Origin of the sequence: Litorivita sp. NS0012-18 (genome assembly GCF_040371945.1) — a bacterium.
GTDB lineage: Bacteria > Pseudomonadota > Alphaproteobacteria > Rhodobacterales > Rhodobacteraceae > Litorivita.
The window spans coordinates 600,586-617,452 of sequence record NZ_BAABWS010000001.1 but is presented as its reverse complement, the minus strand read 5'-3'; the positions used below and the strand labels follow the sequence as shown (position 1 = coordinate 617,452).

Genomic DNA, 16,867 nt, shown 5'->3' with positions numbered 1-16,867 from the left:
AAATGAGGGACGTGTCGCATGTTTTATTGGTTAACCGGACTGTCGGACGGTGGGGATTTTTTCAACCTCTTCCGCTATATCACCTTCCGCGCCGGTGGGGCCTTTCTGACGGCGCTGGTCTTTGGTTTTATCTTCGGCAAACCCTTGATCAACGTGCTGCGCCGCCGCCAAGGCAAGGGCCAGCCGATCCGCGATGACGGCCCCGAGGGTCATTTCGTCAAGGCCGGAACCCCCACGATGGGCGGGCTGTTGATCGTCGGGGCCTTGCTGACCTCGACGCTGCTTTGGGCGCGGCTCGACAATCCCTATGTGTGGATGGTGCTGTTTGTCACCATGTCCTTCGGCGCCATCGGTTTTGCCGATGACTATGCCAAAGTCTCCAAGCAAAACACCGCAGGTGTGCCCGGTAAATTGCGGCTATTGCTCGGCTTTTTGATCTCTGGCATTGCCGCTTTTTGGGCCACGCAATACCACCCCGATGCCTTGCAATATCAAATCGCCCTGCCGGTGTTCAAAGATGTTTTGCTCAATACGGGCATGTTCTTTGTGCCTTTTGCGATCATCGTGATCGTCGGATCGGCCAATGCGGTGAACCTGACCGACGGGCTGGACGGGTTGGCGATCATGCCGGTGATGATTGCCTCGGCGACTTTGGGGGTGATCTCCTATTTCGTCGGCAACTCGGTTTTCGCCGGATATCTTGATGTGCATTACGTCGAGGGCACGGGCGAGATTTTGATCTTCTGCGCCGGTCTGATCGGCGGCGGTTTGGGCTTTTTGTGGTATAACGCGCCGCCCGCTGCGGTGTTTATGGGCGATACCGGATCGCTGGCGCTTGGCGGGGCCTTGGGGGCCATTGCCGTGGCCACCAAACATGAAATCGTCTGGGCCATCGTCGGCGGGCTGTTCGTGGTCGAGGCGCTCTCGGTGATCATTCAGGTGCTCTATTTCAAACGCACCGGCAAGCGGGTGTTCCTCATGGCGCCGATCCATCACCATTACGAGAAAAAAGGCTGGGCCGAGCCGCAGATCGTGATCCGCTTCTGGATCATCGCGCTGATCCTCGCGATGATCGGTCTGGCGACGCTCAAGGTGCGTTAGGGCGTAAATGCGCGCGGGACGCGGGCAAGGCGCTCGCGGGTTTGCGCGCGTTGCAGGTCCGCCGATATGGCCACCGACGCAATACCGACGTTATACCGACGTGATACAGACAGCGATTTCGCGCCCTGATCTGCCCCTTGCGGGGCGGCGCGCGCGGGGGCCTTGTCGCGCGGCGCGCGCGGGGGCATTGTGCGGGCAACAACGACGGGGGCGGGCATGATTCCGGTGCAAGGGTTTGACGGGCTGCAGGTGGCGGTCTTGGGGCTGGGTCGGTCGGGCCTGACGGCGGCGCGGGCCTTGCGCGCGGGCGGGGCAGTGCCGCTGTGTTGGGACGACAACCCACAGGCGCGCGCGGCGGCCGAGGTCGAGGGCTTCGAGCTGCGCGATCTGTCGCGGGCAGGGGGGTTCGAGGGCGTCGCTCTTTTGGTGGTCTCGCCTGGTATCCCGCATCTCTACCCCGCGCCAAACCCTTATGTTTCAATGGCTTGGGCGGCTGGCGTGCCGGTGGACAATGACATCGGCCTGTTTTTCCGCAGCTTCGCCACCGAGGATTGGAGCGATTACGACAGCCCGCCCAAAGTCGTCGCCGTCACCGGATCGAACGGCAAATCGACGACTTCGGCGCTGATCGCGCATGTGCTGGGCGCGGCGGGAAAACCGGTGCAGCTTGCGGGCAATATCGGGCGCGGGGTGCTGGACATCGACGAGCCTGACGATGGCGGTGTGGTGGTGCTTGAACTGTCGAGCTACCAAACCGATCTTGCCCGTGCTCTGACCCCCGATATTGCTGTTTTTACTAATCTTTCTGCCGATCACCTTGATCGCCACGCCGGTATGGGCGGCTATTTCGCGGCCAAGCGGCGGCTCTTTGCCGAGGGCGGCCCCGACCGCGCGGTGATTGGCGTGGACGAGTTCGAGGGGCAATATCTGGCCAACCAGATGTCGGAGGGCGCGGGCGATGATCGGGTCATTCGCGTCTCGTCGGGGCAAAAGCTGACGGGGGCCGGATGGACGGTGTTTGCGCGCAAGGGGTTTTTGAGCGAATACCGCAAGGGCAAGCAAATCGGATCAATAGATTTACGTCAAATCAAAGGCTTACCAGGCGCGCATAACCATCAAAACGCCTGCGCCGCCTATGCGGTGTGCCGCGCTTTGGGGCTTGCGCCGCGGATGATCGAGCAAGGATTTGCCAGCTATGGCGGGCTGCCGCACCGCAGCCAGATCGTCGCCGAAGCGGGCGGGGTGACCTATGTGAACGACAGCAAGGCCACCAATGTCGACAGCGCCGCCAAGGCCCTGTCGGCCTTCAAACGTATCCGCTGGATTTGCGGTGGCTTGGAGAAGGAGGGCGGCGTTGCTTCCCTTTCGGCGGCGGCGGGCGAGGTGATCAAAGCCTATGTCATCGGGCGCGAGGCGGCGGGTTTCGCGGTGCAATTACAAGGGGTTGACGCCGAGGTCTGCACCACGATGGAAGAGGCGGTGCGCCGCGCGAGCGCCGAGGCGCAGGCGGGTGATACCGTTCTTTTGGCCCCTGCGGCGGCGAGTTTTGATCAATATGACAACTTCGAGCGGCGCGGCGAGGATTTCATGGCGCAGGTGGCGGCGGTGACCGGCGCGCCCTAGGGGCGGCGCGCGGCGATATCCTTGCCTGCGGCGACGCCCGAGGACCATGCCCATTGGAAATTATAGCCGCCGAGCCATCCGGTGACATCGACGCTTTCACCAATGAAATAAAGGCCTTGCACGGTTTTTGACATCATTGTCGAAGAGGATAGCCCATCGGTGTCGACCCCGCCGACGGTGACCTCGGCGGTGCGGTAGCCTTCGGTCCCTGAGGGCGTCAGCCGCAGGTTCGTCAGCCGCTCGCAGAGTGCCCGCAGCATCGCATCACTTTGATCAGCCAGATTGCCCGCAAGCCCCCAAGATTTGCTCAGATCATCCGCCAGTTTCGCAGGCAAAAGCCGTGCCAGTTCGGTGCTCAGGTTCTTGCGGCCCTGCTCTTGGCGCCGCGCGCGCAGCATCTCGAAGGGATCGGCGGCGGGCAGCAGGTTGATGGCGATCTCTTCGCCCTCGCGCCAATAGGAAGAGATTTGCAACATCGCCGGACCCGAAAGGCCGCGATGGGTAAAGAGCATGTTTTCCTCAAACGAGGCGCCTCCCGCCGCGGCGCGAACCGGCAACGCCACGCCTGCCAGCGGCGCAAAACGGCCTTCGGGGAAGGTAAAGGGGACCAGCCCCGCGCGGGTCGGGGTGACCGCCATGCCGAATTGCGCGGCGATCTGGTAGGCAAAGCCCGTCGCGCCCATTTTGGGGATGGATTTTGCCCCCGTGGCGACGACCAGATGGCGCGCCGTGACGCTTTTGCGCTTGCCGGCGACCTCCAAACTGGCGTGAAACCGCTCGCCGCGACGGGTCAGATCAACGACAGAAGTGAGCAGCGACAACTGCGCCCCCGCGCGGGCCATTTCGTCAAGCAACATGGCGACGATCTGCTTGGCGCTTTCGTCGCAAAACAGCTGTCCCAGCGTTTTTTCGTGCCATGCGATGCCGTGGTTTTGCACCAGATCGAGGAAGTCCCATTGGCTGTAACGGCTTAGGGCGGATTTGTGGAAGTGCTTGTTCTGGCTGATGAAATTTTCGGGCGCGCAGTGCATATTGGTGAAGTTGCAGCGCCCGCCGCCCGATATGCGGATTTTCTCGCCCGCGGCTTTGGCGTGGTCGATGACCAAAACCCGCCCGCCGCCTTGGGCCGCATGGGCCGCGCACATCATCCCCGCCGCCCCCGCGCCAAGGATCAATGTGTCATACTCTACATGCCGCTGTTCCATGGGGGTGAGGTGCCGCGCAAAACGCCGCTTGGCAAGGCGTTTGTGCCCCTAAAAGGCTAGCGCCGCGCAAATTTTCGCGTTACACTTATAGGCAGACCCGGCAAACGGGCGGTGCGGACCCTCAAACGGGGGCCGTTTGATGAGGCAGTGTTAGGCAGTTTACCCATGACAGAAATGGTCTATGGCACGATTCCCGTTCGGGATGTTGAGCCGGTTCTTCCCAAATGGTGGCGCACGATCGACAAGTGGTCGATGACCTGCATTTTGATGCTTTTCGGTGTCGGGATTTTGCTCGGGCTGGCGGCCTCGCCGCCCTTGGCCGCGAAAAACGGGTTCGACCATTTTCATTATGTGCAGCGGCAGGCGGTTTTTGGCGGCATGGCGATGGTGGCGATGTTCATCACCTCGATGATGAACCCCAATCTGGTGCGCCGTTTGGCGGTTCTGGGGTTTTTGGCGGCTTTCGCGGCGCTGATGATGTTGCCCTTCTTGGGCACCGATTTTGGCAAGGGCGCGGTGCGCTGGTATAGTCTTGGCTTTGCTTCGGTGCAGCCGTCGGAGTTTCTCAAGCCAGGGTTCGTTGTGGTCGCCGCATGGATGATGGCCGCGAACCAAGAGATCAACGGCCCTCCGGGGATGAGTTGGTCCTTTATCTTGGCGGTTGTTATTGTTGCCTTTTTGGCGATGCAGCCGGATTTCGGGCAGGCCTCGCTGGTTTTGTTCGGCTGGGGTGTGATGTTCTTTGTCGCCGGTGCGCCGATGATTTTGCTCTTGTCGATTGCGGGGCTGGTGGTGCTGGCGGGCAGCTTTGCCTATAACAATTCCGAGCATTTCGCGCGCCGCATCGACGGGTTTTTGAACCCCGATGTCGATCCGACCACGCAGTTGGGATATGCCACGAATGCGATCCGCGAGGGCGGGTTCTTTGGCGTGGGTCTGGGCGAAGGGCAGGTGAAATGGTCGCTGCCCGATGCCCATACCGATTTCATCATCGCCGTGGCCGCCGAGGAATACGGGTTGATCCTGGTGATGGTGATCATTGCGCTTTATGCCTTTATCGTGGTGCGCTCCTTGATGCGGTTGATGCGCGAGCGCGATCCCTTCATCCGCCTCGCGGGCACGGGGCTTGCCTGCATGTTCGGCGTGCAGGCGATGATCAACATGGGCGTGGCGGTGCGGCTCTTGCCCGCCAAGGGCATGACCTTGCCCTTTGTCAGCTACGGCGGCTCGTCGGTGATCGCCTCGGGCATTGCGGTGGGGATGCTTTTGGCCTTCACCCGCACACGGCCGCAGGGCGAGATCGGCGATATCCTGCGCGGGCGCGGGCGGTAAACGGTAGGGCGAGGGCGCAGATATGAATATGAACGCACCTCTTTTGATCATCGCGGCGGGCGGCACGGGCGGGCATATGTTCCCCGCGCAGGCCTTGGCCGAGGTGATGCTGCGCAAGGGCTGGCGGGTCAAGCTGAGCACCGATGCACGCGGCGCGCGCTATACGGGCGGCTTTCCCCATTCGGTGCAGATCGAAGAGATCTCCAGCGCGACCTTCGCGCGCGGCGGCGCTCTGGCCAAGCTGGCCGTGCCGTTTCGCATTCTGGGCGGGGTGTTCGGCGCGACGATGAAGATGCCGCGCGACAAGCCTGCGGTGGTGGTCGGATTTGGCGGATACCCCTCGATCCCCGCGATCGCGGCGGCGACAATTTTGCGCAAGCCGCGGATGATCCACGAGCAAAACGGTATTTTGGGCCGTGTGAACAAGGTTTTTGCCAAACGCGTGGATGCGGTGGCCTGCGGCACTTGGCCGACCGATCTGCCGCAAGGCGTTCAGGGGTTTCACACCGGCAATCCGGTGCGCGCGGCGGTGTTGGAGCGCGCGGGCGCGGCCTATATCGTGCCGGGGGATTATCCGATGTCCTTGCTGGTGATGGGCGGCAGCCAAGGCGCGCGCATTCTCTCCGATGTGGTGCCCGAGGCGATTTCGAAACTGCCGCCCGAGGTGTTGCGCAACATCCGCGTGGCCCATCAGGCGCGGGACGAGGATGGCGCGCGGGTCAGCGAATTTTACGCCAGCCACGGCATCGACGCCGAGGTCGAGCCGTTTTTCCACGATGTGCCGCGCCGTATGAGCGAGGCGCAACTGGTGATTTCGCGCTCGGGGGCTTCCTCGGTCGCCGATATCAGCGTCATTGGCCGCCCCTCGATCCTCATTCCTTTTGCCGCCGCGTCGGGGGACCACCAAACCGCCAATGCGCGCGGATTGGTTGACGCGGGGGCGGCAATCTTGATCCCCGAAGACGCCCTTGCGCCCGATGTGCTTTGCGCGCAAATAGGCGCGGTTTTGGGCCACCCCGACGGGGCGCTCAAAATGTCGCAAGGGGCGCTCGGCGTCGGCAAACCAGATGCGGCCGATGATTTGTCGCAGATGGTCGAGGCGCTCGCCAAAGGATGGCGGCCCAAGACCCGCGCCAGTGAAAACAGCGCCAGTGATAGCAGTGAAGGACAAAGCCAATGAACGCAGCCACGAAACTCCCCGGTGATGTTGGTCCGATCCATTTTGTCGGGATCGGCGGGATCGGTATGTCGGGGATTGCCGAAGTGCTGCTCAACCACGGCTATGTGGTGCAAGGCTCGGATTTGAAGACCTCGAAAATCACCGACCGTTTGGTGAAGAACGGCGCGCTTGTGTTCGAAGGCCAGCGGGCCGAGAACCTCGCAGGGGCCGAGGTGGTGGTGATTTCTTCGGCCATTAAACCGGGCAATCCTGAATTGGACGAGGCGCGCCGTCTGGGCTTGCCGGTGGTGCGCCGCGCCGAGATGCTGGCCGAGTTGATGCGGCTCAAATCCAACATTGCGATTGCGGGCACCCATGGCAAAACCACCACCACGACGATGATGGCCGAGCTTTTGGTCGCGGGTAATTTCGACCCCACGGTGATCAATGGCGGGGTCATTCATGCTTATGGCTCCAATGCGCGCATGGGGCAGGGCGAATGGATGGTGGTCGAGGCCGACGAAAGCGACGGCACCTTCAACCGTCTGCCCGCGACCATCGCGATTGTGACCAATATCGACCCCGAGCATATGGAGCATTGGGGCGATTTCGACACGCTGCGCCAAGGGTTTTTGGACTTCGTGTCCAACATCCCCTTCTATGGGCTGGCCGTGTGCTGCACCGATCACCCCGAGGTGCAAACCTTGGTGGGCAAAATCACCGACCGGCGCGTGGTGACCTACGGGTTCAATGCGCAAGCCGATGTGCGCGCGGTGAACCTGACCTATAAGGCGGGCGTGGCGCATTTCGATATCGCGCTGCAAGCCGAAGGCGTGGTGATCGAGGGCTGCACCCTGCCCATGCCGGGTGATCACAATGTGTCCAACGCCCTGTCGGCCGTGGCCGTGGCGCGGCATCTGGGCATGAAGGGCGAGGAAATCCGCGCCGCTCTGGCTGCTTTCGGGGGCGTGAACCGGCGCTTTACCAAAGTGGGCGAGGTGGACGGCGTGACCATTATCGACGATTACGGCCACCATCCGGTGGAAATTGCCGCCGTGCTCAAGGCCGCGCGCCAAGCCACCGAAGGGCGGGTGATTGCCGTGCACCAACCGCACCGCTATTCGCGGCTGCATTCGCTCTTTGATGATTTTTGTTCGTGCTTTAACGAGGCCGATGTCGTCGCCATTGCCGAGGTCTTTGCCGCAGGCGAGGAGCCGATCGAGGGCGCGGGGCGCGATGATCTGGTCGCGGGTTTGATTGCCCATGGCCACCGCCACGCGCGCGCGTTGCAAAGCGAGGACGATTTGGAGCGCCTCGTGCGCGAGCAGGCCAAAGCGGGCGATATGGTGGTCTGCCTTGGCGCGGGCACGATCAGCGCATGGGCCAATAACCTGCCCGCGCGTCTGGCCAAGCCGGACGCGGCCTGAGAGTTTCGAGTCTGCGCCGCCGCGCGCGCGGGCCAAACGCGCATCCGTGCAGGCAAATGCGCGGGGCGAGATATTTCCAAGGCCCGCATCAAGACGGGCCATATTCAATAAGACCGCGCCTGTGCCATTTCGCTCAGGCCGCTCTTGGGGCAGTCAAGGAGCGTTTCCATGAAGGATGCTTTGTTTTTCATGCTGTTGTGTTTGCCGTTTATCGCGGTTCTGGTGGCGGGCTACGGCGGCTACCGGCAGCGGGTGCCGACGGCAATTTTGGCGGTTGTCTTGTTGATTGGCGTGCCGGGGCTGGTGCTGACGGCGGCCTATTTCATCTCTTCGGTGTTGGGGGCGGATGATCCTGATGCGCGGCTGTTTTTCATGTTGGTGCTGATGGGGCATCTGGGCGCTTTGGCCTTTTCCATCGCCAGCTTTGCCTTGATGTGGCGGCTGCGCAATGCGCAAGAGCGCCGCCGTCAGCGCGAGCAGGGCGTTTTTGCGTCCAAGCGCCAACTCGCCGCCGCCACGGCGAAAGCGCAGGTGCCCGCGCAAGACGAGAGCGCGAGCAAGGGCACGGGCACGAGCACGGGGCAAAGCGACGCAGAAGGCTATGCGCCCTCTGATACGCTTGAGTTTTCGCGCACTTAGGGGCAGGTTGCTTGCACCATGATCCTTGATAGCCCTCCTCTCCTCTTTGCGCCGATGCGCGCCGCGCGACTTTGGTGCGCGTCATGAGCGCGCAACTGCAAAGACGCATCGGGCCGGGTTTACTGACCGCTTATGGCGTCGGCATCATGGTCGGAGCGGGCATCTATGTTCTGACCGGTGCGGCGGCGGGGGCGGCGGGCCTATGGGCGCCTTTGGCCTTTGTCTTTGCGGGGCTGGTGGCTGTGCCCTCGGCGCTCAGCTTTGCCGAACTTTCCGCGCGCATACCCGAAGCCGCGGGCGATAGCGCCTATGTCGAGGTTGGTCTCGGGCGGCACGGATTGGCGGTTCTGGTCGGTGCGATCAATATCATCGCGGGGACCGTGGCCGCCGCTGCGGTGTTGCGCGGCGGGGTGGGGTATCTGACCTCGATAGTGGATGTGCCCTCGGCTTGGGCGATCATCGGGCTTGGGCTGTTTTTGACGGCCGTGGCGATCATCGGCGTGCTCGAAAGCCTTGCTTTGGCCGCCGCCCTGACGGTGGTCGAGGTGATCGGTTTGATGTTGGTGATCTATGCGGGGTTTCACGCCGTGCCGGTGCCGGAGTGGTCGGTGCCCTTGCCGCCCGTTGAATGGAACGGCGTGGCCGCCGCGACGGTTTTTGCATTTTTTGCCTTCATCGGCTTTGACGACATGGTGAATATGGCCGAAGAGGCCCGCGATCCGGCCCGCACCATGCCGCGTGCGATCATTGCGGCGCTGGCGCTGACGGCCTTGCTTTATGCTCTGGTGTCCTTGGCCGCCGTGCGCGCGGTGCCGCGCGAGGCTTTGGCCCTCTCCGAGCGGCCCTTGGCCTTGGTCTGGGAGGCGGGCACGGGGACGGGCGCGGTGTTCCTCTCGGCCATCGCCGTGGCCGCCGCGCTCAACGGCGTTCTGGCCCAGATCGTCATGGCCTCGCGGGTGCTGTTCGGGCTGGGGCGCCGCTCGCCCGCCATGGCGGTTTTCCACAAAACCCACCCGCGGTTCGGCACGCCGGTTCTGGGCACGCTGGCCGTGGGCGCGGCGGTGATCGTCTCGGCCTTCAGCCTGCCTGTCGCGGCTTTGGCCGAAATCACCTCGCAGGCGCTTTTGATCGTCTTTGCCATCGTCAATGCGGCTTTGATAGGCGTGAAGCGCAAACAGCCCGCATCGCCCTTTGCGGTGCCGCTCTGGATGCCGTGGCTGGGCATCATTGCCTGCCTCGCCGGATTTGAAGCGTCTTTCTTGGGAGGCGGCGCATGAGCCTGTCTTTGATCATCGCCTGTTGCTGGGTTCTGGCCGCGACCGTGACGGCGATGTTGCCGATGCGGCGGCAATATTTGCCTGGTCTGGCGCTGCTGTTGGCCGCGCCTTTGCTGATCGGTGCGATCGGTTGGGACTATGGCTGGATACCGGCGCTGGCGGCGCTGGCGGCCTTCGTGTCGATGTTTCGCAACCCGCTTAGATACCTGTGGAAGCGCGCCAAGGGCGAGCGGCCGGAGATCCCGAAATGAGCCCCTCGTTGATCCTTGCCTGCCTATGGGCGGTGGCGGCGAATGTCTTGGCCATGACGCCCAGCCGTGATCACCATTGGCGCAATGCCTATATGTTGATCGCCGTGGGGATTCCGATCTTGGGCTATGTGACATGGCAAAACGGGCCTTGGGTCGGGCTATTGGTGCTGGCCGCCGCGATGAGCATCCTGCGATGGCCGGTGATCTACCTTGGTCGCTGGCTGCGGCGGCGGGTCGGGCGCGGATAGGCATCTGCCCCAGATCTGTTGGGGCATCTGGTCCGACATCTGGCCCCACATCTGGTTTGCCCTGCGGCCTTGCTTCGCGTATATCGCGGGGGACACAGTATATATGGGGTTGCTTGATGATATCGCAGGATGATGTGCCACAGGTGCGCGGGAGCGTGACATTCGGGCGCGCGCTGTCCGAATTGACGTGGCTGCGCGTGGGCGGGCCTGCGGATGTTTTGTTTCAACCTGCGGATCTGGCGGACTTGCAGGACTTCTTGCGCGGTCTTGCACCAAACATTGCGGTGTTTCCCATGGGCGTCGGGTCAAACCTGATCGTGCGCGACGGCGGGCTGCGCGCTGCGGTGATCCGGCTTGGGCGCGGTTTCAACGGGATCGAGATCGAGGGCACTCGCGTGACGGCAGGGGCGGCGGCGCTGGATGCCCATGTCGCGCGCAAGGCCGCGGCGGCGGGCGTCGATTTGACGTTTTTGCGCACCATTCCGGGTGCGATTGGCGGGGCGGTGCGGATGAATGCGGGCTGTTACGGCTCCTATGTGGCCGATCATTTGATCGAAGCGCGCGCGGTGCGCCGCGATGGCGCGCTCGAGGTGCTCAAGCCCGATGATCTCAAATTCGCTTACCGGCAAAGCAGCCTGCCCGAAGGTTGGGTGTTGACCGAGGCGGTATTCGAGGGGGCGGCGGGCGATCCCGATGCGCTCGAGGCGCGCATGAGCGATCAATTGGCCAAACGCGATGCCAGCCAGCCGACCAAAGAGCGCAGCGCCGGCAGCACCTTTCGCAATCCGGCGGGGTTTTCCTCGACCGGCAAGGCCGATGACGTGCATGATCTGAAGGCGTGGAAGGTGATCGACGATGCGGGGATGCGCGGTGCAAGGATCGGCGGTGCCCAGATGAGCGAGATGCATTCCAATTTCATGATCAACACGGGCGGCGCCACGGCGGCGGACCTCGAAAACCTCGGGGAATTGGTGCGAAAAAAGGTTTACGAAAATAGCGCAATAACGCTAGAGTGGGAAATTATGCGGGTGGGCGACCCCTCGCGTGAGCAAGCATAAATACAGGCAGTTTCGCCCGCAAAAGGGCGACGATAAAAACACGGGCCGCAAAGGTCCGGATGATTAAGGCATAACCGGTGGTGGGTTCGAGCAAAACAGCCTCCAAAGTTGCAGTGTTGTTGGGTGGTCCTTCGTCTGAGCGCGAAGTGTCGCTGGCGACGGGGGGCGCATGCGCCGCGGCTTTGCGTGAGGCGGGATATGAGGTGGTCGAGGTCGATGCGGGCCGCGATCTTGCGGCGCGTCTGACCGAGATCGCGCCTGATGTGGTATTCAACGCCTTGCATGGCCCCTACGGCGAGGACGGCACGGTGCAGGGTTTGCTCGAATGGATGGGGCTGCCCTATACCCATTCGGGGGTTTTGGCCTCGGCCCTCGCGATGGACAAACAGCGCAGCAAAGAGATTTTCAAAGCCGCAGGCCTGCCGGTGATGCAAAGCATTCTGGCGCCCAAGGCCGACGTCATGGCCGCCCATGTCATGGCGCCGCCCTATGTGGTCAAGCCCAATAACGAAGGCTCCTCTGTGGGGGTCTATCTGGTGCATGAGGCGGCCAACGGTCCGCCGCCGCTCTCCGCCGACATGCCCGATGTGGTGATGGTGGAAACCTTTGCGCCGGGGCGCGAGTTGACCACCACGGTGATGGGGGATCGGGCGCTGACGGTGACCGATATCTTGACCGATGGCTGGTATGACTATGATGCCAAATACAAAGAGGGCGGCAGCCGCCATGTGGTGCCCGCCGATATCCCGCAAGAGATTTTCGACGCCTGTCTTGATATGGCCAAACGTGCCCATGATGCGCTTGGCTGTCGCGGCGTGAGCCGGACGGATTTTCGCTGGGACGAGGCGCGCGGGATGGACGGGTTGATCATTTTGGAGGTCAACACACAGCCCGGCATGACCGGCACATCGCTCAGCCCCGAGCAGGGGCAGGCCGTGGGCATCAGCTTTCCCGAGCTGTGCGCTTGGATGGTCGAGGACGCCTCATGCCAAAGATAGAGATACATCGCCCCGCGCGCGCACAGGCCGCGCGTCCGCAGGCCGCCGAGGGCGAGGCCCCCATGGCCCCCGCCGCGCCGCGCAAACGGCGCGCCAAATCCGATCCGGCGCCGTCGCGCTGGTCCTACCGGATGCAGCGGATGATGCTGACGCCGATCTATCGCAAAGCGGTCAAGATCGGTGTGCCTGTCTTGTTGGTCGTGCTGGCGACGGGGGGGTATTTTGCCTCGCAAGAGCGGCGCGACGAGGTGGCGGCGGTGTTTTCCGACATGCGCAACCGCTTCGAGACGCGGCCCGAGTTCATGCTGGGCATGATGGCGATCGATGGCGCAAGCGAGAGCGTCGCCGAAGATATCCGCGAGATCGTGCCGATTGATTTCCCGATCTCCTCATTCGATCTCGATCTGGTTGAAATCCAAAAATCGGTCACCGGATTGGCCGCTGTGGCCGAGGCCGCCGTGCGCATCCGTCCGGGCGGTGTGCTACAGGTCGATGTGCGCGAACGCGAGCCGGTGGTGTTGTGGCGCAGCTACGAAGGGCTGGCCTTGCTCGATATCAATGGTGTGGCGGTCGGGGCGCTTGACCGTCGCGGCGCGCGGCCCGATTTGCCGATGATCGCAGGTGACGGGGCCGAAGCGCATGTGGCCGAGGCGCTTGGCCTGATCCGCGCGGCGGGGCCTTTGGGCACGCGGCTGCGCGGTCTGGTGCGCATGGGCGAGCGGCGCTGGGATGTGGTGCTTGAGGGCGGCACGCGGATTTTGTTGCCCGAAACCGGCGCAGTGCAGGCGCTGGAGCGGGTCTTGGCGCTTGATAGTGCGCAAGAGATGCTCAGCCGCGATCTGGCGGCGGTGGATATGCGCCTTGCGCAGCGCCCGACGCTGCGCATGAACGCGGGTGCGATTGAGGAATGGTGGCGCATTCAAGAGATTACGGCCAAGAAATAGGACGCAGGAAAGTCAAAGCAGATGATCGAGCTATATGAAACCCAGCGGGCGATGCGCAAAATGCGCAAGGCGGCGATTGAACGCGGCGTGGTTGCGGTGCTTGACGTCGGCAGCTCGAAAATCGCCTGTCTGGTGCTGCGCTTTGATGGCACCGAGGGCGGCGTTGAAAGCGACGGCATCGGCTCCATGGCGGGGCAGGCGGGGTTTCGCGTCATCGGTGCGGCGACGACCCGTTCGCGCGGTGTACGCTTTGGCGAGATCGAAGCCATGGGCGAGACCGAACGCGCCATCCGCACCGCGCTTCAGGCGGCGCAAAAAATGGCCAATATCCGTGTCGATCATGTGCTGGCATGTTTTTCGGGGGCCGAGCCGCGCAGCTATGGTCTGGCGGGCAATGTCGAGCTTGAGGGCCACGTGGTCACCGAGCAGGACGTCAGCCGCGTTTTGTCGGCCTGCGACGTGCCCGATTACAGCGGCGGTCACAACGGCGCGCGCGAGGTGCTGCATGCGCAGCCGGTGAATTTCGCGCTCGACCATCGCTCGGGCCTTGCCGATCCGCGCGGGCAGATGGGGCAGGTGCTGTCGACCGATATGCATATGCTCACCATCGACGCCGCCGCGATCCAGAATTTGGCCCATTGCGTCAAACGCTGCGATCTTGAACTGGCGGGGGTGGCCTCTTCGGCCTATGTGTCGGGTGTGGCGGCCTTGGTCGAAGACGAGCAGGAGCTTGGCTCGGCCTGTATCGATCTGGGCGGCGGGGCGACCGGCGTGTCGATCTTTATGAAGAAACACATGATCTACGGCGATGCGGTGCGCATGGGCGGCGATCATATCACCTCGGATATTTCCATGGGGCTACAGGTGCCGATGGCCGTGGCCGAGCGGATCAAGACCTTCTATGGCGGCGTCGTGGCCACGGGCATTGATGACCGCGACGAGATCGAGATCGGCGGCGATACCGGAGATTGGCATCACGACCGGCGCACGGTGACGCGGGCCGAACTCATCGGCATCATGCGCCCGCGGGTCGAAGAGATTTTGGAAGAGGTGCGTGCGCGTCTGGATGCGGCGGGCTTCGAGCATCTGCCAAGCCAGCAGATCGTTTTGACCGGCGGCGGCAGCCAAATTCCGGGGCTTGATGGATTGGCCAGCAAGATTTTGGGTCAGCAGGTGCGCCTTGGCCGTCCGTTGCGCGTGCATGGCTTGCCGCAGGCCGCGACCGGTCCGGCCTTTGCCAGCGTTGTCGGCATGTGCCTGTTTGCCGCCCATCCCCAAGACGAATGGTGGGATTTCGACCTGCCCGTGGATCGCTATCCGGCGCGTTCGCTCAAGCGGGCGGTGAAGTGGTTTCGCGACAATTGGTAAGCCTTAAGCGGCCTCCTACTATATCGTGTGGGGGCGGCGCTTGGGGCTTGGGGCGGGTTTCCGTCGCGTGAGGCAAAGAATCACCTGACGGCGCATCGCGCATATGCTAAGGTTTTCTTAAGGCCCGTAGAGGCCGATCGCGCCCGAACACGGGCCAAGGCGGACCGAGCAGTCTCCCTTGATACAGAAAAATGCACCCGAAAGGGGCCGCAAGAGTTGTCCCTTATGTGGATAACTTGACCTCGATCGCCCTAATCCTATGGGTTTTCCACAGGTCATGCGCAATATCTCGCCTAAAATCGCACATCATGGTGCGGTTGCCAGTGGTTTGCGCCATATTTTGTGTCGAGATTGCGTTTTTTGAGTGACGACTCTGAGAACAGACGGTAACAATGGCCGTGATTAGGTAAATTAAAGAATGCCCCGCTGACGCGGGCAAACCATCAGGTGGACAGATCGATGACATTGAACCTTATGATGCCCGAACAAGAAGAGCTGAAGCCCCGCATTACGGTGTTTGGCGTTGGGGGCGCTGGCGGCAACGCTGTGAACAACATGATCGAAAAGAACCTCGAAGGGGTCGATTTCGTCGTGGCCAACACGGACGCGCAGGCGCTGCAACAAAGCCGCTCTGACAGCCGCGTGCAATTGGGGATCAAAGTCACCGAAGGTCTTGGGGCAGGGGCGCGCGCAAGCGTTGGCGCCGCCGCAGCCGAAGAAAGCATCGAGCAGATCGTTGACCACCTCGCGGGCGCGCATATGTGCTTTATCACCGCGGGCATGGGCGGCGGCACCGGCACCGGCGCGGCCCCGATCATCGCGCAGGCCGCGCGCGAGCTTGGCGTTCTGACCGTTGGCGTTGTGACCAAACCCTTCCAATTCGAAGGCAACAAGCGGATGAAGCAGGCCGATGAGGGCATCGAAGCCCTGCAAAAGGTCGTCGATACGCTGATCATCATTCCGAACCAGAACCTCTTCCGTCTGGCCAATGAAAAAACCACCTTCACCGAAGCCTTCTCGATGGCCGATGACGTGCTGTATCAAGGCGTTAAGGGCGTGACCGATCTGATGGTCCGTCCGGGCCTGATCAACCTCGATTTCGCCGATGTGCGCGCCGTGATGGACGAGATGGGCAAAGCGATGATGGGCACAGGCGAGGCCACGGGCGAAGATCGCGCCGTGCAAGCCGCCGAAAAAGCCATCGCCAACCCGCTGCTGGACGAGATTTCCCTGCGCGGTGCCAAGGGCGTTCTTATCAATATCACCGGCGGCCACGACCTCACCTTGTTCGAACTCGACGAAGCGGCCAACCGGATCCGCGAAGAGGTCGATCAGGATGCGAATATCATCGTCGGCTCGACCCTCGACACCGCCATGGAAGGCGCGATGCGCGTGTCCGTCGTGGCCACGGGGATCGATGCGGTGGATGTGAACACCGACCTGCCGCTGCCGCGCCGTAAATTGGCCGAGCCGCTCAAGCAACAAGCCGCCGAAGAGGCACCTGCCGCTGCCGCACCGGCAGAGCAGCCCGCTCCCGTCGCTGCGCAAACCGCGCAGCCCGAGCCGACGCTCTTTGCCGATCTGGATGCGCAATCGGCCGCCGCCGAGGATCAGATGGAAGATATCTTCGAAGCCGAGCAGCAGCCCGCTGCGCGCCGCGTCGAAGATGATGTTCCGCCCCCCGCCTACCAGCCCCGCGCGCCGCAAGCGCCCGAGCAGCACGCCAGCATCGAAGCCGAGGCAGAAGCCTTTGTTGCGCCGCGCGCTCCGGCCCCTGGCACGCCGACACCCGAGGCTCTGGCCCGTTTGCAAGCCGCCGTGCATAACCGCGCGCAGCCTCAGCAACCGGTTCAACGCCCCGCAGCCGCAGCACCGCAACAGCCCGTGCGTCAGGCCACACAGTCCGACAGCGAGCGCCCGCGTTTCGGGATCAACTCCTTGATCAACCGCATGACCGGCCATGGCGAAGGCGAAGCGGCGCAATCGCGTCCGCAAGCCCAGCCCGCCGCGCCGCAGCCGGTGCAGCAGGCCCGCCCGCAAGCGCCCGCGCAATCCTACGCGCCCGCCGCTCACGCCCAGCCGCAGCAAACACCGCAGGCCGAAGCGGACCAAGACCGCATCGAAATCCCCGCGTTCTTGCGCCGTCAGGCGAATTGATCCGGCGGAAATCCGCCCGCGTCAGGGCTGCTGACGCTGCGTTGCAAAATCTCGAAAAAGACCGCCCGTCGGCGGTCTTT

At 62.9% G+C, this 16,867-nt stretch carries 15 protein-coding genes; 14 read left to right on the top strand and 1 reads right to left on the bottom strand.

Annotation, left to right across the window (positions count from 1 at the left end; all coding sequences use genetic code 11):
- Window positions 1–18: 18 nt before the first annotated feature.
- Both mraY and murD read left to right on the top strand, forming a co-directional pair.
- Window positions 19–1,101 carry a phospho-N-acetylmuramoyl-pentapeptide-transferase gene (gene mraY, locus ABWV64_RS02900; protein ID WP_353342777.1) on the top strand — a complete coding sequence of 361 codons (1,083 nt, stop codon included), beginning with the start codon at window positions 19–21 and terminating at the stop codon, window positions 1,099–1,101.
- A gap of 216 nt (window positions 1,102–1,317) precedes the next feature.
- The gene (murD, locus tag ABWV64_RS02895; protein WP_353342776.1) at window positions 1,318–2,724 is read left to right on the top strand and encodes a UDP-N-acetylmuramoyl-L-alanine--D-glutamate ligase; all 1,407 of its coding nucleotides are present in this window, start codon (window positions 1,318–1,320) and stop codon (window positions 2,722–2,724) included.
- On the opposite strand, the gene ABWV64_RS02890 is transcribed toward murD, so the two are convergent.
- Window positions 2,721–3,929 carry a BaiN/RdsA family NAD(P)/FAD-dependent oxidoreductase gene (locus ABWV64_RS02890; RefSeq protein ID WP_353342775.1) on the bottom strand — a complete coding sequence of 403 codons (1,209 nt, stop codon included), beginning with the start codon at window positions 3,927–3,929 and terminating at the stop codon, window positions 2,721–2,723. The genes murD and ABWV64_RS02890 overlap by 4 nt on opposite strands.
- Before the next feature lie 165 nt (window positions 3,930–4,094).
- Between ABWV64_RS02890 and ftsW the strand changes: the two genes are divergently transcribed.
- The 12 genes from ftsW to ftsZ all read left to right on the top strand — a co-directional run bounded on the left by ftsW (window position 4,095) and on the right by ftsZ (window position 16,787).
- Entirely contained in the window at window positions 4,095–5,261 is a 1,167-nt protein-coding gene (gene ftsW, locus ABWV64_RS02885) for a putative lipid II flippase FtsW (RefSeq protein WP_353342773.1), read from the top strand.
- Window positions 5,262–5,289: 28 nt separating this feature from the next.
- On the top strand, window positions 5,290–6,441 hold the full coding sequence (locus ABWV64_RS02880; protein WP_353344478.1) for a UDP-N-acetylglucosamine--N-acetylmuramyl-(pentapeptide) pyrophosphoryl-undecaprenol N-acetylglucosamine transferase: 1,152 nt from the start codon (window positions 5,290–5,292) through the stop codon (window positions 6,439–6,441).
- Entirely contained in the window at window positions 6,438–7,847 is a 1,410-nt protein-coding gene (gene murC / locus ABWV64_RS02875) for a UDP-N-acetylmuramate--L-alanine ligase (RefSeq protein ID WP_353342772.1), read from the top strand. The genes ABWV64_RS02880 and murC overlap by 4 nt, the downstream gene beginning before the upstream one ends.
- Window positions 7,848–8,015: 168 nt before the next feature.
- Window positions 8,016–8,486: a hypothetical protein gene (locus ABWV64_RS02870; RefSeq protein ID WP_353342771.1), complete on the top strand. Its 471-nt coding sequence runs from the start codon at window positions 8,016–8,018 to the stop codon at window positions 8,484–8,486.
- 83 nt (window positions 8,487–8,569) lie between these two features.
- Entirely contained in the window at window positions 8,570–9,763 is a 1,194-nt protein-coding gene (locus ABWV64_RS02865) for an APC family permease (RefSeq protein ID WP_353342770.1), read from the top strand.
- Entirely contained in the window at window positions 9,760–10,014 is a 255-nt protein-coding gene (locus ABWV64_RS02860) for a DUF2484 family protein (protein WP_353342769.1), read from the top strand. Before ABWV64_RS02865 ends, ABWV64_RS02860 begins: the two co-directional genes overlap by 4 nt.
- Window positions 10,011–10,262, top strand: coding sequence for a DUF2484 family protein (locus ABWV64_RS02855; protein WP_353342768.1), 252 nt, complete (start codon window positions 10,011–10,013; stop codon window positions 10,260–10,262). Before ABWV64_RS02860 ends, ABWV64_RS02855 begins: the two co-directional genes overlap by 4 nt.
- A 116-nt stretch (window positions 10,263–10,378) precedes the next feature.
- Window positions 10,379–11,320: a UDP-N-acetylmuramate dehydrogenase gene (gene murB / locus ABWV64_RS02850; RefSeq protein WP_353342767.1), complete on the top strand. Its 942-nt coding sequence runs from the start codon at window positions 10,379–10,381 to the stop codon at window positions 11,318–11,320.
- A 77-nt stretch (window positions 11,321–11,397) separates the two neighbouring features.
- Window positions 11,398–12,318 carry a D-alanine--D-alanine ligase gene (locus tag ABWV64_RS02845; RefSeq protein WP_353342766.1) on the top strand — a complete coding sequence of 307 codons (921 nt, stop codon included), beginning with the start codon at window positions 11,398–11,400 and terminating at the stop codon, window positions 12,316–12,318.
- The gene (locus tag ABWV64_RS02840) at window positions 12,306–13,262 is read left to right on the top strand and encodes a cell division protein FtsQ/DivIB (protein WP_353342765.1); all 957 of its coding nucleotides are present in this window, start codon (window positions 12,306–12,308) and stop codon (window positions 13,260–13,262) included. Before ABWV64_RS02845 ends, ABWV64_RS02840 begins: the two co-directional genes overlap by 13 nt.
- Before the next feature lie 21 nt (window positions 13,263–13,283).
- The gene (gene ftsA / locus ABWV64_RS02835; RefSeq protein WP_353342763.1) at window positions 13,284–14,630 is read left to right on the top strand and encodes a cell division protein FtsA; all 1,347 of its coding nucleotides are present in this window, start codon (window positions 13,284–13,286) and stop codon (window positions 14,628–14,630) included.
- 459 nt (window positions 14,631–15,089) lie between these two features.
- Window positions 15,090–16,787 carry a cell division protein FtsZ gene (gene ftsZ / locus ABWV64_RS02830; protein WP_353342762.1) on the top strand — a complete coding sequence of 566 codons (1,698 nt, stop codon included), beginning with the start codon at window positions 15,090–15,092 and terminating at the stop codon, window positions 16,785–16,787.
- Window positions 16,788–16,867: the final 80 nt, after the last annotated feature.